Source organism: Streptomyces pseudovenezuelae, from assembly GCF_001513955.1.
In the GTDB taxonomy this organism is placed as follows: Bacteria; Actinomycetota; Actinomycetes; order Streptomycetales; family Streptomycetaceae; genus Streptomyces; species Streptomyces pseudovenezuelae.
In genome coordinates this window covers 1,423,220-1,448,721 of sequence record NZ_KQ948144.1, presented here as the reverse complement: position 1 = coordinate 1,448,721, position 25,502 = coordinate 1,423,220, and the positions used below count along the sequence as shown (strand labels likewise).

The window sequence follows — 25,502 nt, the reverse complement described above, 5'->3', positions numbered from 1 at the left end:
TCCGGTCACCCGGAATGACTACACCGGGTCACGCCGGGTTCACCCGCCGATGGCGGCGAGCGCCTTCTTCAGGAGGGCCGTGCGGTCGGCCGCCGCGGTGACGTGCTCCAGGCCGAAGCCCAGCAGCACGGTGTCGTCCGTGGTGACCGCGCCGTACGTCTTGAACAGCTCTCCGGTACGCGCCCAGTCCGTCACGACCGCGGGGCTGCCCGCGGGCGGCCCGGGTACGGTCCACGCGCCGAGCGAGCTCTCGAAGCCCTCGGTCTCCACGGCCTGGCCGCCGACGACGACGGAGGTGTTGTCGAGCAGCACACCGCGACCGCCGGACCCGGGGTCGGTGATGTAGCTGAAGGACACCTCGACCTTCTTGCCGGCGTACGCGGAGAGGTCGAAGGAGACCTCCTGCCAGCCGGCCGACGCACCGGTGAGGCTGTTCCACTGGCCGCTGGTGCCGGAGGCCGTGCAGCCGGCGGCGCCCTGGGTCAGATACCGCTTGAGCGCGGGATGGGCCGCGATGAAGAACCCGGCCTCGCACTCGGCGGGCACGGCGTTGCTGGTGGCGCCGTTCTTGTCGGGGAGCGTGGTCCAGTCGTCGGCCCCGGCGGTGTGCGCCTCCAGGACGGCGTGGTCGTAGCCCTCCTCGGTGTCCCACAGCATCCGCGTGCGCAGGGTGGGTGCCTGCGCGGCGGTGACCTGGGTGAGGTCGATGGTGCGGGCCAGGCGGTTCCAGGCGTAGTCGCTGTGCGTGACGGCAGCCATGGAGGCGCCCTCGTACGGTCCGTACGGGTTGGGCGTCCCGGGGTAGGTGCCGGCTCCCGCGCTCGCGAACTGCGGGAAGGTCGCCGCGGGCAGGTTGTCCGAGGTGACGCTGAAGGACCCGGCGGCGTCCAGCGGGTTGCCGGGGGCGGCACCGAGGGCTCCGGAGGCCCCGGACAGCTTGCCGGTGCCCTGGAAGGCCGTGGCGCCCGGCAGGGTCGTACGGGTGTAGGCGCCCAGGTAGTACTGGCTGAAGTCGTTCGACAGGGTGCCGCCGCCCAGGTCGACGCTGCCGCCGGCCCGCTCGCCCGCCTCGATCAGCTTGCCGCCCTCGTTGAGGAAGGCGCGCAGCTGGAGCTGGGTGGCATTGCCCGGGACGGTCGCGCCCGTGTAGTGGACGACCGACCTGAAGTGGTCCAGCACCCCGAGCGCGTCGGGCGCGCCCTGTGCGGCGACGTTCCAGACGATCGCCTTGCGGCCGGCCGCCTTGAGCGCGTCGACGTAGGTCTGGGCCTGTGTGGCGGTCGCGCCCTCCTCGGCGACCACGAGCACGTCCGCGCGCGGCCGCTCGGCCACGGTGTACGTGAAGTGGGTGCTGGACGTGGGCTTTCCGCTCTTCGCCCGGCCGGTGAACCAGACCTCGACCTTGTCGCCCGGGTCGGCGTCCTCGACCTTGGCCCGGTACTCGTCGAAGTAGAGGTTGTCCTCACCGCCGTAGGTCTCGCCGCCCTTCCAGGCCCTGAGGTCCCGGTCGTGGGTACGGCCGCCGTTGACGCGGTACTTGAGCTCCTTGTCGCGCACCGCCCTGCGTGCGACGACGGAGACCTCCTGGTCGGCGCCGCGCGCGTAGGAGGTGGTGAACGGCTTCGGGGTGAAGTCGGCGGCCTTCAGGCCGAGCGAGGACTTCGGCTGGTCGGGCTGGGCCGCGGACTCGGCGACGGAGAGCGCGAACGGGATGTTCTTCTCGAACTCCTGCTGGATCAGCTTCTCGTCGTCCGGGAAGTTGAAGACCGACTGGCAGTCGGCCGCGTTCCACTGGTCATTGGGGTCGATGCCCGAGGCGGTCTGGCAGGTCGACATCTCGGGGGTGAACATCGCCAGGCCGTTGACGTTCGACGCGTGGCCGTCCGCCTCGCCGTTGGTGGTGTACAGCTCCGAGGAGACCTGCGGCCGGTAGCCGGGGATCGCCGAGTTGTCCGGGGTGCCGGCGAGCGTCTTGTACATGACGTCGTCGGGCGTGTCGGTGGCCACCTGCCAGCCGACCCCGTAGAGGAGGAGTTCGGCGGCGGAGTGGTAGTTGATGCCGTACGTGAAGCCGATGCGCTTCTCGAAGGCGTCCAGGGCCTTGGTCTCGGGCTCGGAGGACGGGGCCGGGCCGCGGTAGGTCTCACTGGTGGGGGTGGGGGACGAACCCTCGTTGTCGTAGCCCCACTTGTAGGAGAAGTTGCGGTTCAGGTCGACGCCGTCGCCGACACCGATGGTGCCGTCGCCGTTGTTGTCGCGCAGGTTCTTGCGCCACAGGCGGTTGTCGGCGTTCTGGAAGGTGTAGTCGTAGCCGTCGGGGTTGGCCGACAGGACGAACCACAGCTCGGTGGTGTCGACGATCTTCTTGATGCGCTTGTCGCTCTTGTAGTGGTCGACGTAGTGGTGGAGCAGCCGGCGGGTCATCTCCGGCGTGATCCACTCGCGCGCGTGCTGGTTGGACATGTAGAGGACGGAGGGCTTGGCGCCGTCCTTGGACTTCTTCGCGTCCTTGGTCAGCTTGAGCGCGAGGATGTCCTTGCCGTTCACGGTCTTGCCGATGGAGACGACCTTGGTGAGGCCGGGGTTGGCCCGGGCCGTCGCGAGGATCTCCTCCTGGAGGCCGCCGCTTCCGCTGTACGGCCGGAACACCCCCTCGGCCGCCTTGTCCACGCGTGCCTCGGCCTTGGCGGTCAGAGTGTGCTCGGTGAGTTCGACACCTTGTTTCTCGAGCTTCTGAGCCTCCTGGTCGGTCAGGTAGACCTCGACGGTCGCGGTGCCCTTTGCGGGCACCTGCTCGCTCAGTTCGTGGCCGTCCTGCCCGGCCGCCAGCAGCAGGGGTACCTGCCCGCTGGTGACCTCGGCGCGGAAGACCTTGACTTCGTTCGGATCAGGAGAACCTGCGCTCTGCGCGGCATGGGCCACGGGTGCGATACCCGCGCCGCCGAGCAGGAGTGCGCCAACAGCGAGGATCGGTCTCGCTCTTCGTCTCATGAGCCCCCCTTGCGGTGGTCCGCCACAGCAGCGAACAGATGCCAGGCTCATGACAGTTCATGATCCAGTCAAGGGTGCCTCACGGATCTGCAAACGCCGGTGCCGACTGCCCAAGTGGGCGTCGGCACCGGCGTGGTGAGGGACGGTCAGCCGACCAGGTTGTCGGCCATCTCCTCCGTGATGCTGGATTCCGTGCCCGGGATGCCGAGGTCGGAGGCGCGCTTGTCGGCCATGGCGAGCAGTCGGCGGATACGGCCGGCGACGGCGTCCTTGGTCAGCGGCGGGTCGGCGAGCGCGCCCAGTTCCTCCAGGGAGGCCTGCTTGTGCTCCATGCGCAGCCGCCCGGCGGCGGCGAGATGCTCGGGCACGTCGTCGGCGAGGATCTCCAGGGCCCGCTGGACCCGCGCTCCGGCGGCGACGGCCGCGCGCGCGGAGCGGCGCAGGTTGGCGTCGTCGAAGTTGGCGAGACGGTTCGCCGTGGCCCGCACCTCGCGGCGCATCCGGCGCTCCTCCCAGGCGAGCACCGACTCGTGGGCACCCAGACGGGTGAGCAGGGCACCGATCGCGTCACCGTCCCGGACGACCACGCGGTCCACGCCGCGGACCTCGCGCGCCTTGGCGGCGATCGACAGGCGTCGGGCCGCGCCGACCAGCGCGAGCGCGGCCTCCGGGCCCGGGCAGGTCACCTCCAGGGAGGAGGAGCGGCCGGGCTCGGTGAGCGAGCCGTGCGCCAGGAACGCCCCGCGCCAGGCGGCCTCGGCATCGCAGGTGGCACCGGAGACGACCTGCGGGGGCAGACCCCGGATCGGCCGGCCCCGGCCGTCGACCAGGCCGGTCTGCCGGGCCAGCTGGTCACCACCCGCGACGACCCGGACGACGTAACGCGAACCGCGGCGCAGTCCGCCCGGTGCCATCACGATCAGTTCGGAACTGTGGCCGAAGATCTCCAAGATGTCCCGCTTGAGTCTGCGGGCCGCCATCGCGGTGTCCAGCTCCGCCTCGATCACAATGCGCCCGCTCACCAGGTGGAGGCCGCCGGCGAACCGCAGAATGGCGGAGACCTCCGCCTTTCTGCAGCAGGTACGGGTGACGGGGAGCCGGGAGATCTCGTCCTTCACCGCTGCCGTCATCGCCATGGGCCGATCCTTCCATGCATCCGAAAAATACGGTCGTACGCGGCGGCCAACAGCTCCGGGTCGTGCCTCGGGGTTCCGTCGGGCCGGGCCACCGGCGCCAGCTCGACCGCGGCGCCGAACCGCTTGGCGGCATCGGTCAGCGAATCGCGGTCGGGCACGGCGGCCTGGTCGGCCAGCACCACGTCCAGGGCGAGTTTAGGGGCGTGTCGTCCCAAAACCTCCAAATGACGCTGCGGGGAGAAGCCATCGGTTTCTCCCGGCTGCGGTGCGAGGTTCAGGGAGAGTACCCGGCGCGCCTTCGTCTGGATGAGCGCGTCCAGCAGTTCGGGCACCAGCAGGTGCGGGATGACCGAGGAGAACCAGGAGCCGGGGCCGAGGACGACCCAGTCCGCGTCCCGGACGGCCTCGACCGCCTCGGGGACCGCGGGCGGGTCGTGCGGCACCACGTGCACCGACTGCACCTCGCCCGGGGTCAGGGCCACGGTCGCCTGGCCCCGCACGGTGTCCACGTCCTCGGGCCGCTCCGGGTCGTGCCCCTTGACCAGGGCCTGGAGCTCCAGGGGTACGGCGGACATGGGCAGCACGCGTCCGTGCGCGCCGAGGAGTCTGCCGACCAGGTCGAGGGCCTGGACATGGTCGCCGAGCTGCTCCCACAGGGCGACGATCAGCAGATTGCCGACCGCGTGTTCGTGCAGGTCGCCCTTGGACTGGAAGCGGTGCTGGATGACGCGGGCCCAGGTCTGGCCCCAGTCGTCGTCGCCGCACAGCGCGGCCAGCGCCTTGCGCAGGTCACCGGGCGGCAGCACACCCAGTTCGTCGCGCAGGCGCCCGCTGGAGCCGCCGTCGTCGGCCACGGTGACGACGGCGGTGAGGTCACCGGTGATCCGGCGCAGGGCGGCGAGCGAGGCGGACAGGCCCATGCCGCCGCCGAGCGCGACCACCTTGGGCTGGGCGCCGCGTCGGCGGGGTCGTGCCCCGCGGGCCTCGACGGGCCGGGCCGCCCGCTCTTCGGGGACGACCCTGCGCAGCCTGCTCAGCCGCGGACTACGTGCGGTCATTCCCGTCCCATGTCCCGGTGTACGACCACCGTCTCCACACCCTCGGCCGCGAGGCGCGCGGCGAGCTTCTCCGACGTGGCGACCGAGCGGTGCTTGCCGCCGGTGCAGCCGATGGCGATGGTCACGTACCGCTTGCCCTCGCGGCGGTAACCGGCCGCGATGAGACGCAGCAGCTCGGCGTAGCGGTCGAGGAACTCCTTGGCGCCGGGCTGGTTGAAGACGTACGCCGACACCTCCTCGTTGAGGCCGGTGAAGGGGCGCAGCTCCGGGACCCAGTGCGGGTTGGGCAGGAACCGCATGTCCGCGACCAGGTCGGCGTCGACCGGGAGGCCGTACTTGAAGCCGAAGGACATGACGGTGGCCCTGAGCTCGGGCTCCTCCTCGCCGGCGAACTGGGCGTCCATCTTTGCGCGCAGTTCGTGGACGTTGAGGCTGGAGGTGTCGATGACCAGGTCGGCGTCGCCGCGCAGCTCGCGCAGGAGCTCGCGCTCGGCGTCGATGCCGTCGACGATCCGGCCGTCGCCCTGCAGGGGGTGCGGGCGGCGCACGGACTCGAAGCGGCGCACCAGGGCGTCGTCGGAGGACTCCAGGAAGACGATCCGCCGGGTGACGTGCTTGGACTCCAGGTCGGCGAGGGACTCGCGGAGGTTGTCGAAGAAGCGCCGGCCGCGGACGTCGACGACCACCGCGATCCGGGCCACATTGCCCTGGGAGCGGGCGCCGAGCTCCACCATGGTGGGGATCAGCGCGGGCGGGAGGTTGTCGACGACGAACCAGCCGAGGTCCTCCAGACACTTCGCGGCGGTCGAGCGGCCGGCGCCGGACATGCCGGAGATGATCACCAGTTCGGGGATGGCCGCTTCCGGGACTCCGCCCGCGTCGAGGGTCGCGCCCGGGCTCGCCTGCGCGTCGTCTCCGCCCTGGTCCTGTCGTTCTTCGTGCTCGTTCACATTCATGTCTCCTGCCCCCGTCGTTCGTCCGGGGCACCCGCCGTCACGGGGTCCCCACCGGAACCCGTGGTGCCGGGTTCCTCCTCATCCATGATCTCTCCAGTCGCCGTGTTGACGGCGGGCGCGGCCGGGGCCGCCTGGGCGAGGGCCACGGCGATCGTCTCGGCCGTCTTGCGGCCTATACCGGGGACCTCGCAGATCTGGTCGATGGTGGCGGATCGTAGTTTCTTCAAGGACCCGAAATGTTTCAGCAGGGCTTGCTTGCGCGTGTCCCCGAGGCCGGGGACGTCGTCGAGGGGGCTCGACCGGAAGCGCTGGCTCCGCTTGGTGCGCTGGTAGGTGATCGCGAAGCGGTGGGCCTCGTCACGGACCCGCTGGAGAAGGTACAGGCCTTCGCTGGTGCGGGGCAGCACGACCGGGTCCTCGTCGTCGGGCAGCCAGACCTCCTCCAGGCGCTTGGCGAGGCCGCAGACGGCGATGTCGTCGATGCCGAGCTCGTCCAGTGCCCTCTTGGCGGCGGCGACCTGGGGCTGTCCGCCGTCGACGACGACGAGCTGGGGCGGGTAGGCGAACTTCTTGGGGCGGCCGTCGTCGTTCTTGAGGCCGTTGTCACCGCTGCCCTGCGGGTCGGCCCCGGAGACGGCCGGGATGTCGTTGCCGGAGGCGTCCTTGAGGTCGGTCTGGGAGGCGTCGTCCACCCACTCGCCCGTCTTCTCCTTCTCGGCCAGGTACCGCTTGAACCGGCGGGAGATCACCTCGTGCATGGACCGGACGTCGTCCTGGCCGGCGAAGCCCTTGATCTGGAAGCGGCGGTACTCGCTCTTGCGCTGGAGCCCGTCCTCGAAGACGACCATGGAGGCGACCACGTCATCGCCCTGGAGGTGGGAGATGTCGTAGCACTCGATCCGGAGCGGGGCGCTGTCCAGGTCGAGGGCCTCGGCGATCTCCTCCAGGGCACGCGAGCGCGTGGTCAGGTCGGAGGCACGCTTGGTCTTGTGCAGGGCGAGCGCCTGGAGGGCGTTGCGCTGCACGGTCTCCATGAGGGCCTTCTTGTCGCCGCGCTGCGGGATGCGCAGGGAGACACCCGACCCGCGGCGCTCGGCGAGCCACTCCTGGACCGGCTCGACCGGCTCGGGCAGGGCGGGGACGAGGACCTCCTTGGGCACCGAGTCGCCCTTCTCCTCGCCGTAGAGCTGCTGGAGGGCGTGTTCGACGAGGGCGCCGGTGGTGATCTCCTCGACCTTGTCGGTGACCCAGCCGCGCTGGCCGCGCACGCGCCCGCCGCGCACGTGGAAGATCTGGACGGCGGCCTCCAGCTCGTCCTCGGCGACCGCGATCAGGTCGGCGTCGGTCGCGTCGGCGAGCACGACGGCGCTCTTCTCCATGGCCTTCTTCAGGGCCCCTATGTCGTCGCGCAGTCGGGCCGCCCGCTCGTACTCCATCTCCTCGGCCGCGTCCGTCATCTGCTTCTCCAGACGGCGGATGTAGGTGCCGGTGCGGCCGGCCATGAAGTCGCAGAACTCCTCGGCCAGATCGCGGTGTTCGTCGGCCGAGACGCGGTCGACGCAGGGTGCCGAGCACTTGCCGATGTAGCCGAGGAGGCAGGGGCGGCCGGTGCGGGTGGCGTTCTTGAAGACGCCGGCGGAGCAGGTGCGGACGGGGAAGACGCGCAGCAGGAGGTCGACGGTGTCGCGGATCGCCCACGCGTGCCCGTACGGCCCGAAGTACCGTACGCCCTTGCGTTTGTGGCCGCGCATCACCTGCACGCGCGGGAACTCCTCGTTCATCGTCACCGCGAGGTAGGGGTAGCTCTTGTCGTCGCGGTACTTGACGTTGAACCGGGGGTCGTACTCCTTGATCCAGGAGTACTCCAGTTGCAGGGCCTCGACCTCCGTGGACACCACCGTCCACTCCACGGACGCGGCCGTGGTCACCATGGTGCGGGTGCGGGGGTGCAGGCTCGCCAGGTCCTGGAAGTAGTTCGCCAGGCGCTGACGCAGGCTTTTCGCCTTTCCGACGTAGATCACCCGGCGGTGGTCGTCGCGGAACCTGTACACCCCGGGTGTGTCCGGGATCTCCCCTGGTTTGGGGCGGTAGCTGGAGGGGTCGGCCATGTCTCACACCCTACTGGCGTGGGCTGACAGTCCGGTGAGCCTGTGGACAACGGCCGGGGGCGGTCCGGCGGATCGGGGGCGGGGAGCGACGGTCGGACACAACCTGCCCACGATCTCACCGGCGGGGCGGGCGCCGGCCTCTCGGTCGACTCCGCCGCGATCCTGGCGAGCACCTTCCGCCGTCTGCGCCGCGCGGCTTCCTTCATCGCCGCGGGCCGTCGGGCGGCAACCGCCGACACTGCCCTGAACTCCTCGCTCCGCTCGGCCGCGGCGACCCGGCGGATCGTCCCGCGGTCCAGCCGCGCGCCCGCAGCCCGGCAGCGGACGGATGGGCGCGGGGTGCTCGCTGTCACCGCGCCGACGTGTTTCGCCGGTGCCGGTCGAACGGTCCGGCCCGAGCGGTTTTGGCCCGAGCGAGGCTCAGCGTCGCGGCCCGGCTCCCCGCTCGTCTCTGCCCGCCCCGTCCCCGTCCGCCTCGTCCCTGCCCGCGGAGACCACCGACGCACTCACCGGCTGTCCCACCCGCATCACCGGCACCGTCACGGTCTCCCGCCGGTGCCGCGCACCCCCGCCCGCCGGGAACAAGCCACCGGCCCTACCGGGACTCCAAGAACGTCAGCACCGCCAGCACCCGCCGGTGGTCCTCGGTGTCCTCGGTGAGGCCGAGTTTGCCGAGGATGCTGCGGACGTGTTTCTCGACGGTGCCCTCGGTGACCCACAGGCGGCGGCCGATGCCGGCGTTGGAGCGGCCCTCGGCCATCAGGGCCAGGACCTCACGCTCGCGGGCGCTCAGGTGGGCGAGGGGGTCGTCGCGGCGCTGGGCGGAGAACAGCTCCTGCACCAGTGAGGGGTCGACCACCGAGCCGCCCCGGTGGATGCGTTCCAGGGCCTCGATGAACTCGTCGACGACCGTGACCCGGCTCTTGAGCAGATAACCCACCTTGCGACCGCTCGCCAGCAGTTCCAGGGCGTCCTCGACCTCGACGAACGCCGACAGGACGAGGATGCCGGTGTCGGGGTGGCGCTCACGGATCGTGCGGGCCGCCTTGAGGCCCTCGGTCGAGTGGTCCGGGGGCATCCTGATGTCGACGATCGCCAGTTCGGGGCGTTCCTCGTCGACCAGTTCCAGGAGCCGGGACGCGTCACCGGCCTGGCCCGCGACCTGGTATCCGACGCGCTCGCACAGACTGGCCAGGCCCTCCCTGAGCAGGATGTCGTCGTCGGCGAGGACGACCCGTCCCCGCGCCGGCTGCTGTGCTGCGTCTGTCATGACCCCGGCCCCCTCGCCCGGCCCGCGCAGGTACGTCGTCCACGGCAGGAACTCCCGCGGACCCGCCTTCTGCCTGCGTCCCAACAGCCTGCCCCACCCATGGGGTTACGGCTAGCCGGAAGCGGGATTGGGGGCTTGCCGTGACGACTCGCGGACGGGTCCCGGCGATGCTCGAAGCAGTGCAGATGCGGTCCGACCGGCCGTCCCGGCGAGGGACGGACCCTCGCACGGCCGAAGGGTGCGGGACATGCGACGGACACGGATCGAGAAGCAGCGACGGCCGGCGCGTGCCCGCCGGTACCCGCAGGAGACGTACGGCCCGGTCGACGGCCTGGACCCCAGGGACCCGGAGATCGTGCGGGCCAAGCGTCTGCAGACCGCACAGCACGGCGGAACCCACCGCCCCTAGAGCCGGACGGATGCCTCTCCGTCCGACAGGACCGCCCGGAGCGTACGCGACGTCACCGAGTTCAGGCTCCCCCACCTGGACGACTCCCCGGCGTACGCCCCGGGCGGTCACCCGTCCGGCGAGGGCCGGCCAGCGGCAGCCGCACGTCCACGGTCGTGCCCTCGCCGGGCGGACTGCCCACGGCCAGCTTTCCGCCGGTCGCCTCGACCCGGTCGATGAGTCCGATCAGGCCCGAGCCGCGTCCCGGGTCGGCGCCTCCGACGCCGTCGTCGCGGACGGTCAGCTCCAGGACGTCGTCGCGGACCTGTGCCGTCACCTCCACCACGCGCGCGTGCGCGTGCTTCGCCGCGTTGGTGAGGCACTCGGAGGTCACGTAGTAGGCGGCCACCTCCAGTTGCTCCGGCAGCCGTGCCGCGGGCAGCCTCAGGTCGAGTGCGACGGGGACGGCGGAGCGGCGGGCCAGCGAGCGCAGGGCGGGGCCCAGACCGCCCTTGGACAGGATGGCCGGGTGGATGCCCCGGGCCACCTGGAGCAGGTCCTGGAAGGCGTCGTCGAGGCCCTTGCCGACGTGTGCCATCTGCTCGGCGAGTTCCGAGGAGGGATCGGTCACCAGCGTCTCGGCGAGCCGCAGGTCCAGTTGGAGGGCGACGAGCCGCTGCTGCACCCCGTCGTGCAGATCCCGCTCGATGCGCCGCCGGGAGGCGTCCCCGGCGGCCACCACGCGCGCGCGTGAGGCGGCCAGCTGGGCGCGGCTGTCGGCGTTGGCGATGGCGGTGGCGACGAGTTCGGTGAAGTCGGCAAGTCGCGACTCGGTGCCGGCGGGCAGCACGTCCAGCGGTGAGGCCGCGAGGACAAAGCCCCACAGCCGGTCGTCGACGACGATGGGCGCGCCCACGGCATGGCCGACGTGGGCGGCGCGACCGGTCCGGGTGACCTCTTCGATCGCCCGATGCCCCGCCTGCCTGCGCTCCTCGCGCGTGGTCTGTGCGAGTTCCTCCGGGACTCCGAGCACGGTCCCGAGGACCGTCCGGCTGCCGTCGGGCTCCTGCCGCAGCACCGCCGCGGTGGTGTCCAGCAGGTTCCCCACCTCCTCGGCCACCCGTGCGAACACCTCGGCGGGCGGGGCGCCGCGGGCCACCAGGGTGGCGACCCGGCGCAGCGCGGCCTGTTCCCGCGCGGTGCGGCGGCTCTCGGTGACGTCGCGGGCGGTGGCGTAGACGAGGCCCTGTTCCAGAACCGGCCGGGCGCTCCACTGCAGCCAGCACTCGGTGCCGTCCGCGCGCAGGTAGCGGTTCTCGAACTCGGCCACCTCGACGCCGCTCGCCAGCCGTGCGAGGGCCGCCCGGGTGGTGTCCCGGTCGTCCTCGTGCACGAACTCGATGAACGGCGTGGCCAGGATCGTCTCGCGCGGGTGGCCCAGGGTGCGCTCGAAGGCCGGGTTGACCCGCCTGAAGTAGCCGTCGACCCCGCTGACGCAGATCAGGTCCAGGGAGAGGTTGAAGATGCCCGCCAGTTCCTGCTCGGCCGTCTCGCGCCGCCCCTGGGCCGCGGCGAAGGAGGCCATGGTGTCGTTCATGCCGCCGAGCAACTGGCGCCAGGTGCCCTCGAAAGAGGCCTCGTCGGCGCGGTGTTCGAGATGGTTGTGGTCGATCGCGGCGTTCATGGCGCGGATCTCGGCGGCCAGCCGCTCGGTGGTCACCCGCAGTTCGCGGAAGGTGTCGGCGACCTCGCCCAGTTCGTCGCGGCCCGCGTAGCGGATGTCGTAGGAGAGATCGCCGTACGACAGCGCGCGGGCGCCCGCGGAGACCTGGCCGAGGGGGCGGGTGATCGACCGGCTGAGCGCGAGGGCGAGGAAGGTGACGAGGGCGAGCACGGCGAGGGAGGCGGTGAGGTCGCGTACCGTGCGGGCCTGCGCCTCGCGGCGGTCGTGGCCGGCCGTGGTGTCGAGTGCGCGGGCGGCCCGGTCCTGGATGCCGCGCAGGGCGTCGAGTCGGGCGCCGGAGTCGGCGAGCCAGCGCCCGTACGAGGGCCACCGGTCGCTCTCCGGACGGGCGGTGGCCAGCAGGTCGCGGACCCTGCGGACGGCCCGGCCGGGGTCCTGGAACTGGATGACGTAGAGCGCGGTCCGCAGGTCGGCCGAGGTGTTCTCGCGGAAGGCGTCGAGCTGGGCCGTCTCCAGGGCGGGCCAGCGTCCGGCGCCGGTGGGGCGGCCGGCGGGCCCGGCGAGCAGGGCGGCGACCTCGGCCTGTTCGCGTTCGGCCGCCTCGATGGCCCGCAGGAGCGCGAGGTGGGCGTCGGCGGCGCGGCCCGAGGCCCGGGTGGGGCGGCCGGACTCGAGCGCGGTCACGTGGTCGAGCAGGGCGTCCTCGACGTTGCCGTACTGCTCGGCGATGTCGGGGGCGGTGAGCGAGCCGGTGCCCGTCTGGGCGCGCAGGGAGTGCAGTTGACGGCCGAGGGCGTCGAGGTCGCCGGCGATGTCGGAGCCGGACCAGGAGGCGGCGCGGGCCACGGCGCGCTCCAGTGCCCGGTCGGTGGTCCTTTCGGCCGCCGTCCGTTCCGCCGGCGCTCCGGGCGCGGGGCGCAGCCGGGCCTTGACGGCGGCGAGCCGCTCGCGTGCGACGGCGTCGGTGACCTCGGTCGCCGCGAACGACACTCCGGCGCCGGTGTGGAAGTCGCGCAGGGTCCGCGCCTCCCGCCACTGGGCCACGGAGCTGAACGCGGTGAAGACCAGCATTCCGGTGACCGGCAGCAGGACCAGCAGCAGCAGCTTCCGGCCGACGCGCAGCCTGGCGAGCGGCGGGACGCCGTGCGGGGCCCGGGCCTGTCGTCCGAGTGGTGAGCGGCGCATGACAGGGCCTCAGGCGCTGCCGCTTCCGTATGTGGTGCCGTCGGGTTCCGTCATACGAATCACCCCTCTGTGGAGGGCACTTTCACGCGTCCGTGCGAAGAACGGTCGGTCGTGATCCGGCCCCTTCAGCATGCCCGTGAACGCCGCCGCCGTCCATGTCTCTTGAGGACCACGCGCCGTCGGGCGGCGGCGGCTCACGATCCCTTCTCCGGGTAACCGTCGTGGGCGGCCAGGTCCTTGTCGACGGCCTCGACCGCCTCGTCGAGCGTGGCCTTCACCGGAGCCCTGTCGATCATGATCTTCGGGAAGGCCCGGGAGAACGCCTCGGTGATCGCCGGATACGCGGGCGTCCGCGGCCTCGGCCGGGCCACGCCGTCCGTCAACTGCTCGATGAACAGGCGCTCGGCGCCGCCCTCGGCGTACCGCGGCGAGAGCTTCACCGCGCTGTGCGTGGCCGGGATCGCGCCGTTGGCCTCGCTCATCCGGTGGACCTGGTCCGGCTGCAGCAGATAGGCGAGGAAGCGCCACACGGCGTCCCCGTCGGCCCCGCCCGAGGTCAGGCCCCACTGCCAGGAACCCATCCCGGTCACGGTGCCCTCGCCGAAGTCGGGCAGCGGCACGATCGCCACGTCGCCGGGGAAGCGCCTGCTGTAGTCCGGGTACCACCAGTGGCCGCTCCAGGAGATGACACTGCGCCCCTGGCCGAACGCCTCCTCGGTCCTGCCGGGCTCCACGAGCCCCTCCTCGACCCAGTTCTGCAGGGTCGTGAGCGCCTCGACCGACTCGGGTCCGTTGAGAAAGCCGTCCGCGGTCCGGAAGGTCTCGGGGTCGATGGGGTCCCCGCCCGCCGACCACAGCGCGGGCGCGAAGCCGTACGTGTTCCACTCCTCGCCGGGCTTCGCGTAGGCCAGGCCCATGTCGAGCGGGTGCTCGTAGCCCGCCGTGCGCAGCGTCCGGAGGATCCGCGTGAACTCCCCGGCGGTCCAGGCGTCCTCGGCGCCCCGGGGGACGCGGATGCCGGCCTTCTTCAGGACCGACGGCCGCACATAGAGCCCGAGCCCCGAGTCGAAGGTGCCGATCCCGTACAGGCGCCCGGCATAGGTGCCCTGTTGGCGGATCGAGGGCAGCAGGTCCTCGCGCAGGCTCTCGGACAGACAGGAGTCGATGGGCTTGACCGTGCCGGACCAGGCGTAGCTGTAGAGCCGGGGTCCGTCGAAGTCGAGGAGGTCCGGCAGGTCGCCGCTGGCCGCGGCGGAGAGCACCAGTTCGTTGTACGGCCGCTGTTCGGGCAGGGTGACGGCCTCGACCCGCACCTGCCGCTGCGCCCTGTTGAAGTCCTGTACCTGGCGGCGCAGCGTGTTGTACTCGGCGCTCGGCCCCGCGTGGAACCACACCGTGACCTGGGCGGTGCCGTCGATCCTGCCGTCGCAGGTGGTGTCGGTGCGGGCCCGCTCGCTCCGGTCGCCGTCGCCTCCCCCGCCGCACGCGGCGAGCAGCAGCGCGGCTGCCAGCAGTCCCGGGGCCAGGGCGCGACGGCCCCGTGCGGTGTCTTTGAGCGGTGTCCTCATCACGCACCCCCACTCGACCGGACCTGCGCGGCCTCCCCAGGGCAGCCCACATGCTACCCCCCGTGACCTCTCGCTGCGCTGGGTGAGCGGCAACCGGCGGATTCGGCACAGGACTTGAGCACATACCAGGTGCCGGGAAGCAATCCGGCCCGAGTCTTTCCCGGTAGCCGGAAAGCGCGGTCACCGGCTGGTTGGGACCCTGTCCGCATGTCCATGCGCTGTCTTCTCGTCGATGACAGCATCCGGTTCCTGGAGGCCGCGCGCAGTCTGCTGGAACGCGACGGGATACCGGTCGTCGGCGTCGCACTGTCGGGTACCGAGGCTCTCGCACGGGCCGCGGCGCTGACCCCCGACATCGTCCTGGTCGATCTCGACCTCGACGGCGAGAGCGGCTTCGACGTGGCGGTGGAACTGGCCCGCAGTGTGTCCTGCGTCATCATCCTGATCTCCACGCACTCGCGGGAGGACCTGGAGGAACTGATCGCCGGCAGCCCGGCGCGGGGGTTCCTGCCCAAGTCGGCGCTGTCGGCGCGCGCGATCAGGGAGCTGCTGGACTGCGACGGACAGGCCTCCGCGACCTGAGCGGACAGGGGTGCCCACCGGCCGGGAGTGCACCGCGGTTCGGCGACAGGTGTTGTCGGGACTAGGTCAACACGCTTCAATGCGGGGGAACTCGGGGCCGGGAACGACGGCGTACGGATGTGAAGCCTCCCCCGGCACTGCCACGGACGGCCCCGACACCCTCACGAACGGCCTGACCAGCCGCCCGGACCTGTACAGAAAGGCCCCTGCATGCCGCACGCCACACAGCACGCGGACGTCGTGAGCGTCGCCGACGCGGAACTGGACTCGGCCCTGCGAGGCGGCCCCTTCCATGTCGCGCTGCGCGCGGCGATCGCCGCACGGGGGCTGCCGCTTCAGCGCGTCCAGCACCATCTGTCGCGCTACGGGGTCAAGGTCGGTGTCACCAGCCTGAGTTACTGGCAGCAGGGAGCCCGGCGCCCGCAGCGCCCCGAGTCCCTGCGGGCCGTACGGGCACTGGAGGAGATCCTTCAGCTGCCGGAGGAGTCACTGATCCGGCTGCTCGCCGAGGACGGCGACCGGTCGGCCGCCGAGCGGCCCGCGGCCCGCTCCTACCGCTCCCTGCTCGCCGCCTCGGACGTCCTCGGGCAGCTGCTGGGCGAGCTGGACGCGCCGCCCGACGGCGGGCTGCACACCCTCGGCCATCATGAGCGGATAGGCATCGGGGCGCGTCGCGAGCTGCGCAGCCGCGAGTCGCACCACATCGTGCGTGCCCAGCGCGAGGGCGTCGACCGCTTCATCGCCGTTCACCACGGCGACCCGGGGTGCGTGCCGGAGCTCATGACCGTGCACGCCCTGGAGAACTGCCGTACCGGACGCGTCCGTTCCCACCACGACACCGGGGTGCTCGTGGCCGAGCTGCTCCTCGACGCCCGGCTGCGCGCCGGGGACACCTTCCTGTTCCGGTACTGCGTCGAGGACGGTACGGGCGGGGTGTCCCGCGAGTACGTCCGCGGCTTCGGCTCTCCCGGCGGGCAGTACGCGCTCCAGGTCCGGTTCGACGAGAACGCCCTGCCGCTGCGCTGCCACCGCTTCGCCCAGCACTCCCCCGCCGCACCCCGCAGCGGCCGCCGGGAACTCGCCCTCACCGGCCACCACCACTCGGTGCACCTGGTCGAGCCGCGGGTGCGGTCGGGGGTGGTGGGGATCGGGTGGGACTGGGAGTGAGCGGTGCGACGGCACGGGGGTGATGTCACGGGGTGGCCGCACGGCGGTGGCCGGGCGACGGTGCCTGCACGGCGGTGACTGCACGTAAACGCTTGCGCAAGCGTTTACGTGGGCTGCTGAATGGGATACCTTCCGGCCGTGGGGCTGCCGTTCCGGTGGCCTGTGGGCGCCGTTCCGGGAGGGGAACCCGATGCCGACCATGGCCGACGTGGCACGCAGCGCGGGAGTGTCCGTGGCGACCGTCTCGCATGTCCTCAACGGCACCCGGCCGGTCCTGCCCCACACCCGCCAGGCCGTCCTGGACGCCGTCGACGAGCTCGGCTACACCCCCAACACCCTGGCCCGTTCCCTGGTGACCTCCCGCACCCGCTCCATCGGGCTCGCGGTGTCGGCGATCAGCAACCCGTATTTCACGGAGATCCTCCAGGGCGTCGAGGCGAGTGCGCTGGAACACGGCTACAGCCTGCTCATCGCCGATCCGCACGACGATCCCGAGCACGAGCGCAAGGTCGTCCAGCTGCTGCACGAGCGACGCGTGGACGGCATGATCGTCGCGCCCTCGGCGGACCCGCGCGAACTCGTCTCCTACCTCGGGCGCCACCAGGTCCCGACGGTGTTCCTCGACCGGGTGATCGACGGTGTGGGCGGGAGTCCGGCCGGTGCCCACGTGGACGGCCCTCAGCCCTTCGACCAGGTCTGCGCCGAGAACACCGAGCCGATGGCCGGGCTGGTCACCCATCTCGCCGGGCTCGGCCACCGGCGCATCGGATTGGTGGCCGGCCTGCCCGGACTGAGCACCACCGCCGAACGGATCACCGGATACCGGCAGGGCCTCACCTCCGCCCGCCTCCCCTACGACGATCACCTGGTCGTCCACGGCGACTCCGAGTCGGCCGGAGCCGAACGGGCCACCGCCGCCCTGCTCGCCCTCGCCGCGCCGCCCACCGCCCTCGTGACCGCCAACAACGCGATGACCATCGGCACCCTGCGCGCCCTGCGCCGGCACGGTCTCTCGGTACCGGACGACCTCGCCCTGTGCTGCTTCGACGACTTCGCCTGGGCCGACCTGTTCTCGCCCCGGCTCACCGCGATCGCCCAGCCCAGCAGGGAGATCGGCGCCCGGGCGGTACGAGTGCTCCTGGAACGTCTCGACAGCCCGGACCGGCCCGCCCGGACCGTACGCCTCGACTGCACGTTCATGCACCGCACCTCGTGCGGCTGCCCGGACCCCGGTTAGCGGGCGCTGTCCTCCGAGTCCTCCCCGCCCTCCGCTTCCTCCCAGCCCGCTCAGTCCCCGCAGTTCGAGAAAGGACCTGTTTCGTGATCGTCGTCGCCGGTGAGGCCCTGATCGATCTGGTGCCGCAGGGCAGGGGTGCCCTCGCGGGTCTCAAGCCCGCGCTCGGCGGCGGCCCCTACAACACCGCGGTCGCCCTCGGCCGGCTCGGCTCCCCCACCGCCTTCTGCTCCCGCACCTCGCGCGACGCCTTCGGCGAGGCGCTGCTCGACGGGCTCCGGGAGGCGGGGGTGGACGTGTCCGCCGTGCAGCGCGGTGCGGAACCCACCACGCTCGCCGTCGCCACGATCGACATCGACGGCTCGGCCGCCTACTCCTTCTACGTCGACGGCACCGCCGACCGCCTGTTCGCCGCCCCCGCCGAACTCCCGGCCGGCACGCGCGCGGTGTCCTTCGGCACCTGCTCGCTCGTCCTGGAACCAGGGGCGACCGCCTATGAGGAACTGCTGCGGGCCGCGGCCGCGCAGGGTGTGTTCACCGCGCTCGACCCGAACATCCGGGCCGGGCTGATCCCGGACGCGGACGCCTACCGGGCCCGGTTCAAGAGCTGGCTGCCGTCGGTGTCGCTGCTCAAACTCTCCGAGGAGGACGCGCTGTGGCTGGGCGGCACTCCGAGCGAGTGGCTGGCCGCGGGGCCCTCGGCCGTGGTGGTCACCCATGGCGGTGACGGGCTGACCGTGTTCACCCGGGGCGGGGCGGTGCTGCCGGTCCCGGGCGAGCAGGTCGACGTCGTGGACACGATCGGCGCGGGCGACACGGTGAACGCTGCCCTGCTGCACGGCCTCGCCCGCCTCGACGCACTGTCCCCTCAGGCACTCGACGCCCTGGGCACCGAGGACTGGACCCGGCTGCTGCGGTTCGCGGCACGCGCGGCGGCGATCACCTGCTCACGAGCCGGGGCGCAGCCGCCGTACGCGTCCGAGCTGGGCGAGCTGTAGGGGCGGGCCGGGAGAGGCCGGCGGCGAAGCGAGCGGTGCCCCGCGGGAGGTCCCGCGGGGCACCGCTCGCTCAAGTCGTTCCGGCTCAGGCCTTGCGAGCCCGGGTCGTCTTCTTGGCGGGCGTGGCCTTCTTGGTGGCTTCGGCGGCCTTCTTCGCCGCCGTGCCGGTGGTGGCCTTCTTGGCGGCCGTCGTCCTGGCCGTCGCCGTCTTCTTCGCCGGGGACTTGGCGGCGACCGTCTTCTTCGCCGCGGCCGTCTTCCGGGCCGGTGCCTTGCGCGGGGCCTTCACCGAGGTCCCGTCGCTGATCCGGTCGGCGCCGAGGATCTCCCTGAGGAACTTGCCGGTGTGGCTGGCCGGGACTCCGGCGACCTCCTCCGGGGTGCCCTCGGCGACGACGAGTCCGCCGCCCGCGCCGCCCTCGGGGCCCATGTCGACGATCCAGTCGGCCGTCTTGATCACATCGAGGTTGTGCTCGATGACGATCACGGTGTTGCCCTTGTCGACCAGACCCGACAGGACCTTCAGCAGCTTGCTGATGTCCTCGAAGTGCAGACCGGTGGTCGGCTCGTCCAGGACGTAGACCGTACGGCCGGTGGAGCGCTTCTGGAGCTCGCTGGCGAGCTTCACGCGCTGGGCCTCGCCGCCGGACAGGGTCGTCGCGGCCTGGCCGAGCCGGACGTAGCCGAGGCCCACGTCCTTGAGGGTGTTGAGGTGGCGGGCGATCGCGGGGACGGCGTCGAAGAACTCCGTCGCCTCCTCGATCGGCATGTTCAGGACGTCGGCGATGGACTTGCCCTTGTAGTGGACCTCCAGGGTCTCCCGGTTGTAGCGGGCACCGTGGCAGACCTCGCACGGGACGTAGACGTCCGGGAGGAAGTTCATCTCGATCTTGATGGTGCCGTCGCCCGCGCAGTTCTCGCAACGGCCGCCCTTGACGTTGAAGGAGAAGCGGCCGGGCATGTAGCCGCGGACCTTCGCCTCGGTGGTCTCGGCGAACAGCTTGCGGACGTGGTCGAAGACGCCGGTGTAGGTCGCCGGGTTCGATCGCGGCGTGCGGCCGATGGGCGACTGGTCGACGTGCACGACCTTGTCGACGAGGTCGTCGCCGTCCACGCGCGTGTGCCGGCCCGGGACACTCCTCGCGCCGTTGAGTTCGCGCGCCAGGTGGGTGTACAGGATGTCGTTGACCAGGGTCGACTTGCCGGAGCCCGAGACACCGGTGACCGCGGTGAACACGCCCAGCGGGAAGGACACGTCGATGTCCTGGAGGTTGTTCTCGCGGGCCCCGTGCACCGTGAGCTGCCGGGACGGGTCGAGGGGGCGGCGGATGTGGGGCAGCGGGATGGCCTTCTTGCCCGACAGGTACTGGCCCGTCTCCGACTCCGCGTTGACGAGCAGCTCCTTCAGGGAGCCGCTGTGCACGACCTTGCCACCGTGCTCGCCCGCGCCGGGACCGATGTCGACGATCCAGTCGGCGACCTTGATGGTGTCCTCGTCGTGCTCGACGACGATGAGCGTGTTGCCCATGTCGCGCAGCCGGACCAGGGTCTCGATCAGCCGGTGGTTGTCGCGCTGGTGCAGACCGATGGACGGCTCGTCGAGGACGTACAGGACGCCGACGAGTCCGGAGCCGATCTGGGTGGCCAGGCGGATGCGCTGGGCCTCGCCGCCGGAGAGGGTGCCGGCCGCGCGGTTCAGCGAGAGGTAGTCCAGGCCGACGTCGACCAGGAACTTCAGCCGCTCGTTGACCTCCTTGAGGACCCGCTCGGCGATCTTCTTGTCACGGGCGCTGAGCTTCAGCTCGCCCAGGAAGTCCGCGCAGTCGCTGATGGACATGCCGGAGACCTCGGCGATCGACCTGCCCATGACGGTGACCGCGAGCACGAGCGGCTTGAGGCGGGTGCCCTCACAGGTGGGGCAGGGCACCTCGCGCATGTAGCCCTCGAAGCGCTCGCGGCTGGCGTCGCTCTCGGACTCGCTGTGCCGGCGCTTGACGAAGGGGACGGCCCCCTCGAAGGGGGTCGTGTAGACCCGCTCGCGGCCGTACCGGTTGCGGTAGCGGACCTCGATCTGCGTCTTGTGGCCGTGGAGCAGGGCCTTCTTGGCGCGCTGCGGCAGGCCCGCGAAGGGGATGTCGGTCCGGAATCCGAGGGCGTCCGCGAGGGCGCCGATCAGACGGCCGAAGTAGTCCTTGGTGTGTCCGTGCGACCAGGGGTGGATGGCGCCCTCGTCGAGGGACTTGTCCTCGTCCGGGACGATCAGCTCCGGGTCGACCTCCATGCGCGTGCCGATGCCGGTGCACTCGGGGCAGGCGCCGAAGGGCGAGTTGAAGGAGAAGGAGCGGGGCTCCAGCTCCTCGAAGGACAGGTCGTCGTACGGGCAGTACAGGTGCTCCGAGAACATGCGCTCGCGCTCGGGGTCGTCCTCGGGGAGGTCGACGAAGTCGAGCACGACCATGCCGCCGGACAGGCCGAGGGCGGTCTCCACGGAGTCGGTGAGACGGCGCTTGGCGGAGTCCTTCACCGTGAGGCGGTCGATGACCACCTCGATGGTGTGCTTCTCCTGCTTCTTGAGCGTGGGCGGGTTGGAGAGCTGGACGGTCTCGCCGTCCACCCGCGCTCGGCTGTACCCCTTGGTCTGGAGGTCCGCGAAGAGGTCGACGAACTCTCCCTTGCGCTCGCGCACCAGCGGCGAGAGCACCTGGAAGCGGCTCCCCTCCGGCAGCTCCAGGACCCGGTCGACGATGGCCTGCGGCGACTGGCGCGAGATCGGGCGGCCGCACTCGGGGCAGTGCGGCTTGCCGATGCGCGCGAAGAGCAGACGCAGGTAGTCGTAGACCTCGGTGATGGTGCCGACCGTCGAGCGCGGGTTGCGCGAGGTCGACTTCTGGTCGATGGAGACCGCGGGCGAGAGGCCCTCGATGAAGTCGACGTCGGGCTTGTCCATCTGGCCGAGGAACTGGCGGGCGTACGAGGAGAGCGACTCCACGTAGCGCCGCTGGCCCTCGGCGAAGATGGTGTCGAAGGCCAGGGAGGACTTGCCCGACCCGGACAGGCCCGTGAAGACGATGAGCGAGTCGCGAGGCAGGTCGAGCGAGACGTTCTTCAGGTTGTGCTCGCGCGCGCCACGGACGATGAGACGGTCGGCCACGCCGGTCCGCACCTTTCTTGGCTTGAGAGGAGTGACAGGGGCGGGGCCCCCGTGCTTTCTCAGACTAGGGGGAGCCACTGACAACGCCGGTCGGATTCCCCGGAGGCATAACAATCCCGGACCATCCAGCATGCCCGACGCCGCACCCGACCATATAGCACGTGCTTTCGATTAACGGCACAGCTTCACCACCTTCACCCAAAGGTGTGGCGGAGCTAGGGTCAGCACCATGATTGATCACGCTCATGACCTGGAGTCTGTACGTGGTGCTACGGAGCGGCTGCTGACCGCAGCCGCCGAGATGGACAACGCGGCCGTGACCAAGTCGTCACGGCTGCCGGGCTGGAGTCGCGGTCATGTCCTCGCGCACCTCTCCCGCAACGCCGACGCCCTGGTGAACGTGTTGCGGGGCCGGCCCATGTATCCGTCCGGGGACGCGCGCGACGCCGACATCGAGCGCGACGCCCCGCGCCCCCTCGACGTCCAGCTCGCCGACCTCCGCGACAGTGCCGCCCGCTTCCAGGAGGAGGCGGCCGTACCGGCGGACTGGTCCCGCACCGTCGAGCTCCGCAACGGGGTCACCGACTCGGCGTCCCGGGTGCCGTTCCGGCGATGGGTCGAGGTGGAGCTGCACCATGTGGACCTCGGGATCGGGTACGAGCTGGAGGACCTCCCGGAGGATTTCACGCAGCGCGAGATCAACTTCCTGACGGCGCGGTTCCGGGGCCGTCCCGACGTACCCGCGCTCGTCGTCGAGCAGGAGGACGGCCGCCGGATCCCCACGGGAGGCGCCGGGGACCCCGCACTCGTCGTCACCGGCCGCCAGAGCGACCTGCTGGGCTGGCTCGCCGGCCGCCGCGACGGCTCGGCACTGACGGTCCACGGCGGCACTCTTCCCTCGCTGCCCCCGCTATAGGCTGCCGCCATGACGTACAGCGGAGAGGTGACGGTCGGCGGGTCCGCCGACGTGCACGAGCTCAAGGACCTGATGATCACCAAGATCGCGGTCGGCCCGATGAACAACAACGCCTATCTGCTGCGCTGCCGGGCCACCGACGAGCAACTGCTGATCGACGCCGCCAACGAGGCGGACACCCTGCTCGGCATGATCGGTGACGACGGCATCGCGTCCGTCGTCACCACGCATCAGCACGGCGACCACTGGCAGGCGCTCGCGGCGGTCGTCGCGGCCACGCGCGCGCGTACGTACGCCGGCCGGGACGACGCCGACGGCATCCCGGTCCCCACCGACGTGCCGGTCGACGACGGCGACGTCATCCGCGTGGGCCACGTCGAGTTGACCGCGCGCCACCTGGTCGGCCACACCCCCGGCTCGATCGCCCTCGTCTACGACGACCCGCACGGGCATCCCCATGTGTTCACCGGGGACTGCCTGTTCCCGGGGGGCCCTGGCCGGACGACACAGGCCTCGGAGTTCAACTCCCTGATGAACGGCCTGGAGACCAAGCTGTTCGACGTCCTTCCGGACGAGACCTGGATCTATCCCGGCCACGGCAACGACACCACCATCGGCACGGAGCGGCCCCACCTCGCGGAGTGGCGCGCACGAGGCTGGTGACCGTCCAACGCCGGCAGCGGTGACCGCCATGGTCAAGGACCGCTGTCACCAGAGGATCCGCGTGGCCGTGGACCACACCCGCGCCCGGCGGCGATCTAGCGAGTGGACCCGGTGTGCTCCCGCACCGTCGCCGCCTCGCTGTTCGCCGCCGTCCCGGCCCCCGGCTCGGCGTCCTTCTTCGCGAACCCGCGCCGGCCCGGCAGGACCGCGAGGACGATCAGTGTTCCGGCGGCCATGACGATCCCGCCGATGAGGCTGGTCTGGGCGACTCCGTGGGCGAAGGCCTGGTGGACGGCGTCCACGGCGGCCTGGGCCTGCTGGGGCCCGGCGGAGGGATCCTGCGCGACCCTCTGCGCGACGGCCAGGCCGGCGCCGACCGAGTCCTTTGCGGTCTCCATCGCCTCCACCGGGAGCCGGTTGCCCACCAGGTCGGTCAGCTCGTCCCGGTAGGCCGTGCCCAGCAGCGAGCCCAGTACCGCGATGCCCAGCGCCCCGCCCAGCTCCAGCGCGGTGTCGTTGACCCCGCCGCCGACGCCCAGCTCGGACTCGGGGAAGGAGCCCATGATCGTGTCGGTCGCCGGGGAGATGCTCAGTCCGAGCGCGAGGCCCAGCATCATCAGCGGCGCCAGGAAGTCCCCGTACGTCGACCCCTTGTCGATCTGGGTGAGCAGGAACATGCCCGCCGTGCCGACGGTCATCCCGGTCACGACCATCACCCTCACCCCCAGCTTCGGGGTGAGCATCCCGGTCAGCGCGGACCCGAGGAACACCGCGCCGCCCAGCGGCAACAGCCGTACACCCGTGTCCAGGGCGCCGTAGCCGAGGACGAACTGCAGGAACTGCGTCGCGTAGTAGATCACCGCGAACATACCGAAGAAGAAGAACATCACCGCGAGCATCGAGCCGGTGAAGGGCCGCAGCCCGAACTTCCGGACGTCCAGCATCGGGTGCGGGTGCCGCAGCTCCCAGGCGACGAAGGCGACCAGACCGGCACCGGCGACCACGGCGGCGGTGACGGGGCCGGCGCCCCAGCCGGCGTGCGGGCCCTCGATGGCGGCGTAGATCAGGGAGCCGACGGAGACGATCGACAGCAGACCACCGACGTAGTCGATCCGGCCCATGCCCTCAGCCTTGGACGGCGGTACCAGGGCGAGCGCGCCGAACACGGCGACGAGGGCGATCGGCACGTTGATCAGGAAGGTCGAGCCCCAGGCGTGGTCCTCCAGCAGCCAGCCGGAGACCAGCGGGCCGACGGCTACCGCCACCCCGGAGGTCGCGGCCCAGGCGGTGATGGCCTTGGCCCGCTCGCTGCGGGGGAAGGTCGCGACCACCAGGGACAGCGTGGCCGGCATCACGACCGCGGCACCGACACCCATGATCGCGCGGGCCACGATGACCAGCGGGGTCTCGTCGACCATGCTCCCCATCACCGAACCGCCGGCGAAGACCAGCAGGCCCAGCACCAGCGCGCCGCGCCGGCTGTACTTGTCGCCGATCGCGCCCAGCACCAGCATCAGCGCCGCGTACGGAACGGTGTAGCTGTCGACGACCCACTGCAGATCACTGCTGCTCAGGCCCAGGTCGGTGGTCATGTCGGGGGCGGCGACGATCAGCGACGTGTTCGCCATCACCGTGATCAGCAGGCTCAGGCACAGCACGAGCAGCGCCCACCAGCGCCGCGCGTAAGGGCCGGTCATTTTCTCCACGGGGGTATGTGCAAGGAAGGGCATCAGTAGCTCCTGAGAGGGCGGGGCGGACGAGCGGAATCACTTGCTCGCCCGTGAGGCGAGCGGGCGGCAGGCCGAGATCTCAGGGCTTCGAGATCATCGCGGCCGCTTCGGGGCTTGCCTCCGCGACGGCGCGGAGGGCCGCGTCGGTGTCCGCGATGGCCAGCGTGGTGTTGATGTCGGCGCCGGCCAGTGCGCCGGCCGCTGCGGAGGCTCCGACCTGGGCGACCAGATCGGTGACGTTGCCGGCCACCCACACACCCGGCACGTCGGTGGCGCCGGCCGTGCCGGAGGCGAATCCGCGGCCCTTCGGCAGGTCCTGCACCGGCAGGCCCAGACCTTCCAGACCCTGAGTGCGGGCCTGCATCGGCGCGGCGACCGCGACGACGCGGCGGGCCACGACCTGGCCGTCCGCCAGGCGCACCCCGGCGAGGGCACCGCCGGTGTCGTTGACGACCTCGGTGACCGGGGTGTCGATGACGCGGATGCCGCGGGCGGCGAAGCGGGCGCGGCTGTCCTGGTCCAGGTCGGTGCCGTGGGTGAAGTAGGTCAGGTCCTCGGTCAGCTGACGGAACAGATACGCGTGGCCGATGGAGGCCGGGCCGGTGGCGAGGACGCCGATGGGCTCGTCGCGCACCTCCCAGCCGTGGCAGTACGGGCAGTGCACCACACCGTGCCCCCAGTGCTCGGCGAGCCCGGGCACCTCAGGCAGCACATCGG

The 25,502-nt window shown here is 71.4% G+C and carries 17 protein-coding genes and 1 pseudogene; 7 read left to right on the top strand and 11 right to left on the bottom strand.

Annotation, left to right across the window (positions count from 1 at the left end; all coding sequences use genetic code 11):
* Positions 1-39: 39 nt before the first annotated feature.
* The 6 genes from AQI94_RS06355 to AQI94_RS06330 all read right to left on the bottom strand — a co-directional run bounded on the left by AQI94_RS06355 (position 40) and on the right by AQI94_RS06330 (position 9,519).
* Complete coding sequence (locus AQI94_RS06355) at positions 40-2,991, bottom strand: M14 family metallopeptidase (protein ID WP_031057646.1); 2,952 nt, start codon at positions 2,989-2,991, stop codon at positions 40-42.
* 146 nt (positions 2,992-3,137) lie between these two features.
* Entirely contained in the window at positions 3,138-4,127 is a 990-nt protein-coding gene (gene whiA, locus AQI94_RS06350) for a DNA-binding protein WhiA (protein ID WP_031057649.1), read from the bottom strand.
* On the bottom strand, positions 4,118-5,185 hold the full coding sequence (locus tag AQI94_RS06345) for a gluconeogenesis factor YvcK family protein (protein ID WP_031057654.1): 1,068 nt from the start codon (positions 5,183-5,185) through the stop codon (positions 4,118-4,120). The genes whiA and AQI94_RS06345 overlap by 10 nt, the downstream gene beginning before the upstream one ends.
* Positions 5,182-6,141, bottom strand: a complete 960-nt coding sequence (gene rapZ, locus AQI94_RS06340; protein ID WP_031057656.1) for an RNase adapter RapZ — start codon at positions 6,139-6,141, stop codon at positions 5,182-5,184. Before rapZ ends, AQI94_RS06345 begins: the two co-directional genes overlap by 4 nt.
* Positions 6,138-8,249 (bottom strand): excinuclease ABC subunit UvrC, encoded by a 2,112-nt coding sequence (gene uvrC, locus AQI94_RS06335; protein WP_031057659.1) that lies wholly within the window; start codon positions 8,247-8,249, stop codon positions 6,138-6,140. The genes rapZ and uvrC overlap by 4 nt, the downstream gene beginning before the upstream one ends.
* A gap of 595 nt (positions 8,250-8,844) precedes the next feature.
* A complete protein-coding gene (locus AQI94_RS06330) occupies positions 8,845-9,519 on the bottom strand; it encodes a response regulator transcription factor (protein ID WP_031053128.1) in 675 nt (224 codons plus the stop codon).
* 247 nt (positions 9,520-9,766) lie between these two features.
* On the opposite strand from AQI94_RS06330, the gene AQI94_RS44990 reads away from it, so the two are divergent.
* Entirely contained in the window at positions 9,767-9,928 is a 162-nt protein-coding gene (locus tag AQI94_RS44990; protein ID WP_167364489.1) for a hypothetical protein, read from the top strand.
* A gap of 61 nt (positions 9,929-9,989) precedes the next feature.
* On the opposite strand, the gene AQI94_RS06325 is transcribed toward AQI94_RS44990, so the two are convergent.
* Positions 9,990-12,776: a nitrate- and nitrite sensing domain-containing protein gene (locus AQI94_RS06325; RefSeq protein ID WP_062229617.1), complete on the bottom strand. Its 2,787-nt coding sequence runs from the start codon at positions 12,774-12,776 to the stop codon at positions 9,990-9,992.
* A gap of 194 nt (positions 12,777-12,970) precedes the next feature.
* Complete coding sequence (locus AQI94_RS06320; protein ID WP_037945358.1) at positions 12,971-14,344, bottom strand: ABC transporter substrate-binding protein; 1,374 nt, start codon at positions 14,342-14,344, stop codon at positions 12,971-12,973.
* Positions 14,345-14,551: 207 nt separating this feature from the next.
* Between AQI94_RS06320 and AQI94_RS06315 the strand changes: the two genes are divergently transcribed.
* The 4 genes from AQI94_RS06315 to AQI94_RS06300 all read left to right on the top strand — a co-directional run bounded on the left by AQI94_RS06315 (position 14,552) and on the right by AQI94_RS06300 (position 18,325).
* The gene (locus tag AQI94_RS06315; RefSeq protein WP_031060535.1) at positions 14,552-14,926 is read left to right on the top strand and encodes a response regulator; all 375 of its coding nucleotides are present in this window, start codon (positions 14,552-14,554) and stop codon (positions 14,924-14,926) included.
* Between the two features lie 210 nt (positions 14,927-15,136).
* On the top strand, positions 15,137-16,093 hold the full coding sequence (locus tag AQI94_RS06310; RefSeq protein ID WP_031060534.1) for a hypothetical protein: 957 nt from the start codon (positions 15,137-15,139) through the stop codon (positions 16,091-16,093).
* A 190-nt stretch (positions 16,094-16,283) separates the two neighbouring features.
* The gene (locus AQI94_RS06305; RefSeq protein WP_031060533.1) at positions 16,284-17,330 is read left to right on the top strand and encodes a LacI family DNA-binding transcriptional regulator; all 1,047 of its coding nucleotides are present in this window, start codon (positions 16,284-16,286) and stop codon (positions 17,328-17,330) included.
* An 83-nt stretch (positions 17,331-17,413) separates the two neighbouring features.
* Positions 17,414-18,325, top strand: coding sequence for a carbohydrate kinase family protein (locus AQI94_RS06300; RefSeq protein WP_031060531.1), 912 nt, complete (start codon positions 17,414-17,416; stop codon positions 18,323-18,325).
* Positions 18,326-18,410: 85 nt separating this feature from the next.
* Here AQI94_RS06300 and uvrA read toward each other — a convergent pair whose 3' ends face one another.
* Complete coding sequence (gene uvrA / locus AQI94_RS06295) at positions 18,411-21,476, bottom strand: excinuclease ABC subunit UvrA (RefSeq protein WP_031060517.1); 3,066 nt, start codon at positions 21,474-21,476, stop codon at positions 18,411-18,413.
* A gap of 229 nt (positions 21,477-21,705) precedes the next feature.
* Here uvrA and AQI94_RS06290 point away from each other — a divergent pair, with 229 nt between their 5' ends.
* Positions 21,706-22,392: a maleylpyruvate isomerase family mycothiol-dependent enzyme gene (locus AQI94_RS06290; RefSeq protein WP_031060515.1), complete on the top strand. Its 687-nt coding sequence runs from the start codon at positions 21,706-21,708 to the stop codon at positions 22,390-22,392.
* 9 nt (positions 22,393-22,401) lie between these two features.
* Positions 22,402-23,055 (top strand): MBL fold metallo-hydrolase, encoded by a 654-nt coding sequence (locus AQI94_RS06285; RefSeq protein ID WP_031060514.1) that lies wholly within the window; start codon positions 22,402-22,404, stop codon positions 23,053-23,055.
* 95 nt (positions 23,056-23,150) lie between these two features.
* Here the strand turns inward: AQI94_RS06285 and AQI94_RS06280 are convergent, their stop codons facing one another.
* Positions 23,151-24,785 carry an MFS transporter gene (locus AQI94_RS06280; protein WP_031060513.1) on the bottom strand — a complete coding sequence of 545 codons (1,635 nt, stop codon included), beginning with the start codon at positions 24,783-24,785 and terminating at the stop codon, positions 23,151-23,153.
* Between the two features lie 79 nt (positions 24,786-24,864).
* Positions 24,865-25,502: pseudogene (locus tag AQI94_RS06275) on the bottom strand (NAD(P)/FAD-dependent oxidoreductase); the annotation flags it as partial.

Excerpts from the sequence above, each read along its gene's own strand:
- AQI94_RS06355 (WP_031057646.1), bottom strand. The coding sequence starts at position 2,991 with ATGAGACGAAGAGCGAGACCGATCCTCGCTGTTGGCGCACTCCTGCTC.
- whiA (WP_031057649.1), bottom strand. The coding sequence starts at position 4,127 with ATGGCGATGACGGCAGCGGTGAAGGACGAGATCTCCCGGCTCCCCGTC.
- AQI94_RS06345 (WP_031057654.1), bottom strand. The coding sequence starts at position 5,185 with ATGACCGCACGTAGTCCGCGGCTGAGCAGGCTGCGCAGGGTCGTCCCC.
- rapZ (WP_031057656.1), bottom strand. The coding sequence starts at position 6,141 with ATGAATGTGAACGAGCACGAAGAACGACAGGACCAGGGCGGAGACGAC.
- uvrC (WP_031057659.1), bottom strand. The coding sequence starts at position 8,249 with ATGGCCGACCCCTCCAGCTACCGCCCCAAACCAGGGGAGATCCCGGAC.
- AQI94_RS06330 (WP_031053128.1), bottom strand. The coding sequence starts at position 9,519 with ATGACAGACGCAGCACAGCAGCCGGCGCGGGGACGGGTCGTCCTCGCC.
- AQI94_RS44990 (WP_167364489.1), top strand. The coding sequence starts at position 9,767 with ATGCGACGGACACGGATCGAGAAGCAGCGACGGCCGGCGCGTGCCCGC.
- AQI94_RS06325 (WP_062229617.1), bottom strand. The coding sequence starts at position 12,776 with ATGCGCCGCTCACCACTCGGACGACAGGCCCGGGCCCCGCACGGCGTC.
- AQI94_RS06320 (WP_037945358.1), bottom strand. The coding sequence starts at position 14,344 with ATGAGGACACCGCTCAAAGACACCGCACGGGGCCGTCGCGCCCTGGCC.
- AQI94_RS06315 (WP_031060535.1), top strand. The coding sequence starts at position 14,552 with ATGTCCATGCGCTGTCTTCTCGTCGATGACAGCATCCGGTTCCTGGAG.
- AQI94_RS06310 (WP_031060534.1), top strand. The coding sequence starts at position 15,137 with ATGCCGCACGCCACACAGCACGCGGACGTCGTGAGCGTCGCCGACGCG.
- AQI94_RS06305 (WP_031060533.1), top strand. The coding sequence starts at position 16,284 with ATGCCGACCATGGCCGACGTGGCACGCAGCGCGGGAGTGTCCGTGGCG.
- AQI94_RS06290 (WP_031060515.1), top strand. The coding sequence starts at position 21,706 with ATGATTGATCACGCTCATGACCTGGAGTCTGTACGTGGTGCTACGGAG.
- AQI94_RS06285 (WP_031060514.1), top strand. The coding sequence starts at position 22,402 with ATGACGTACAGCGGAGAGGTGACGGTCGGCGGGTCCGCCGACGTGCAC.
- AQI94_RS06280 (WP_031060513.1), bottom strand. The coding sequence starts at position 24,785 with ATGCCCTTCCTTGCACATACCCCCGTGGAGAAAATGACCGGCCCTTAC.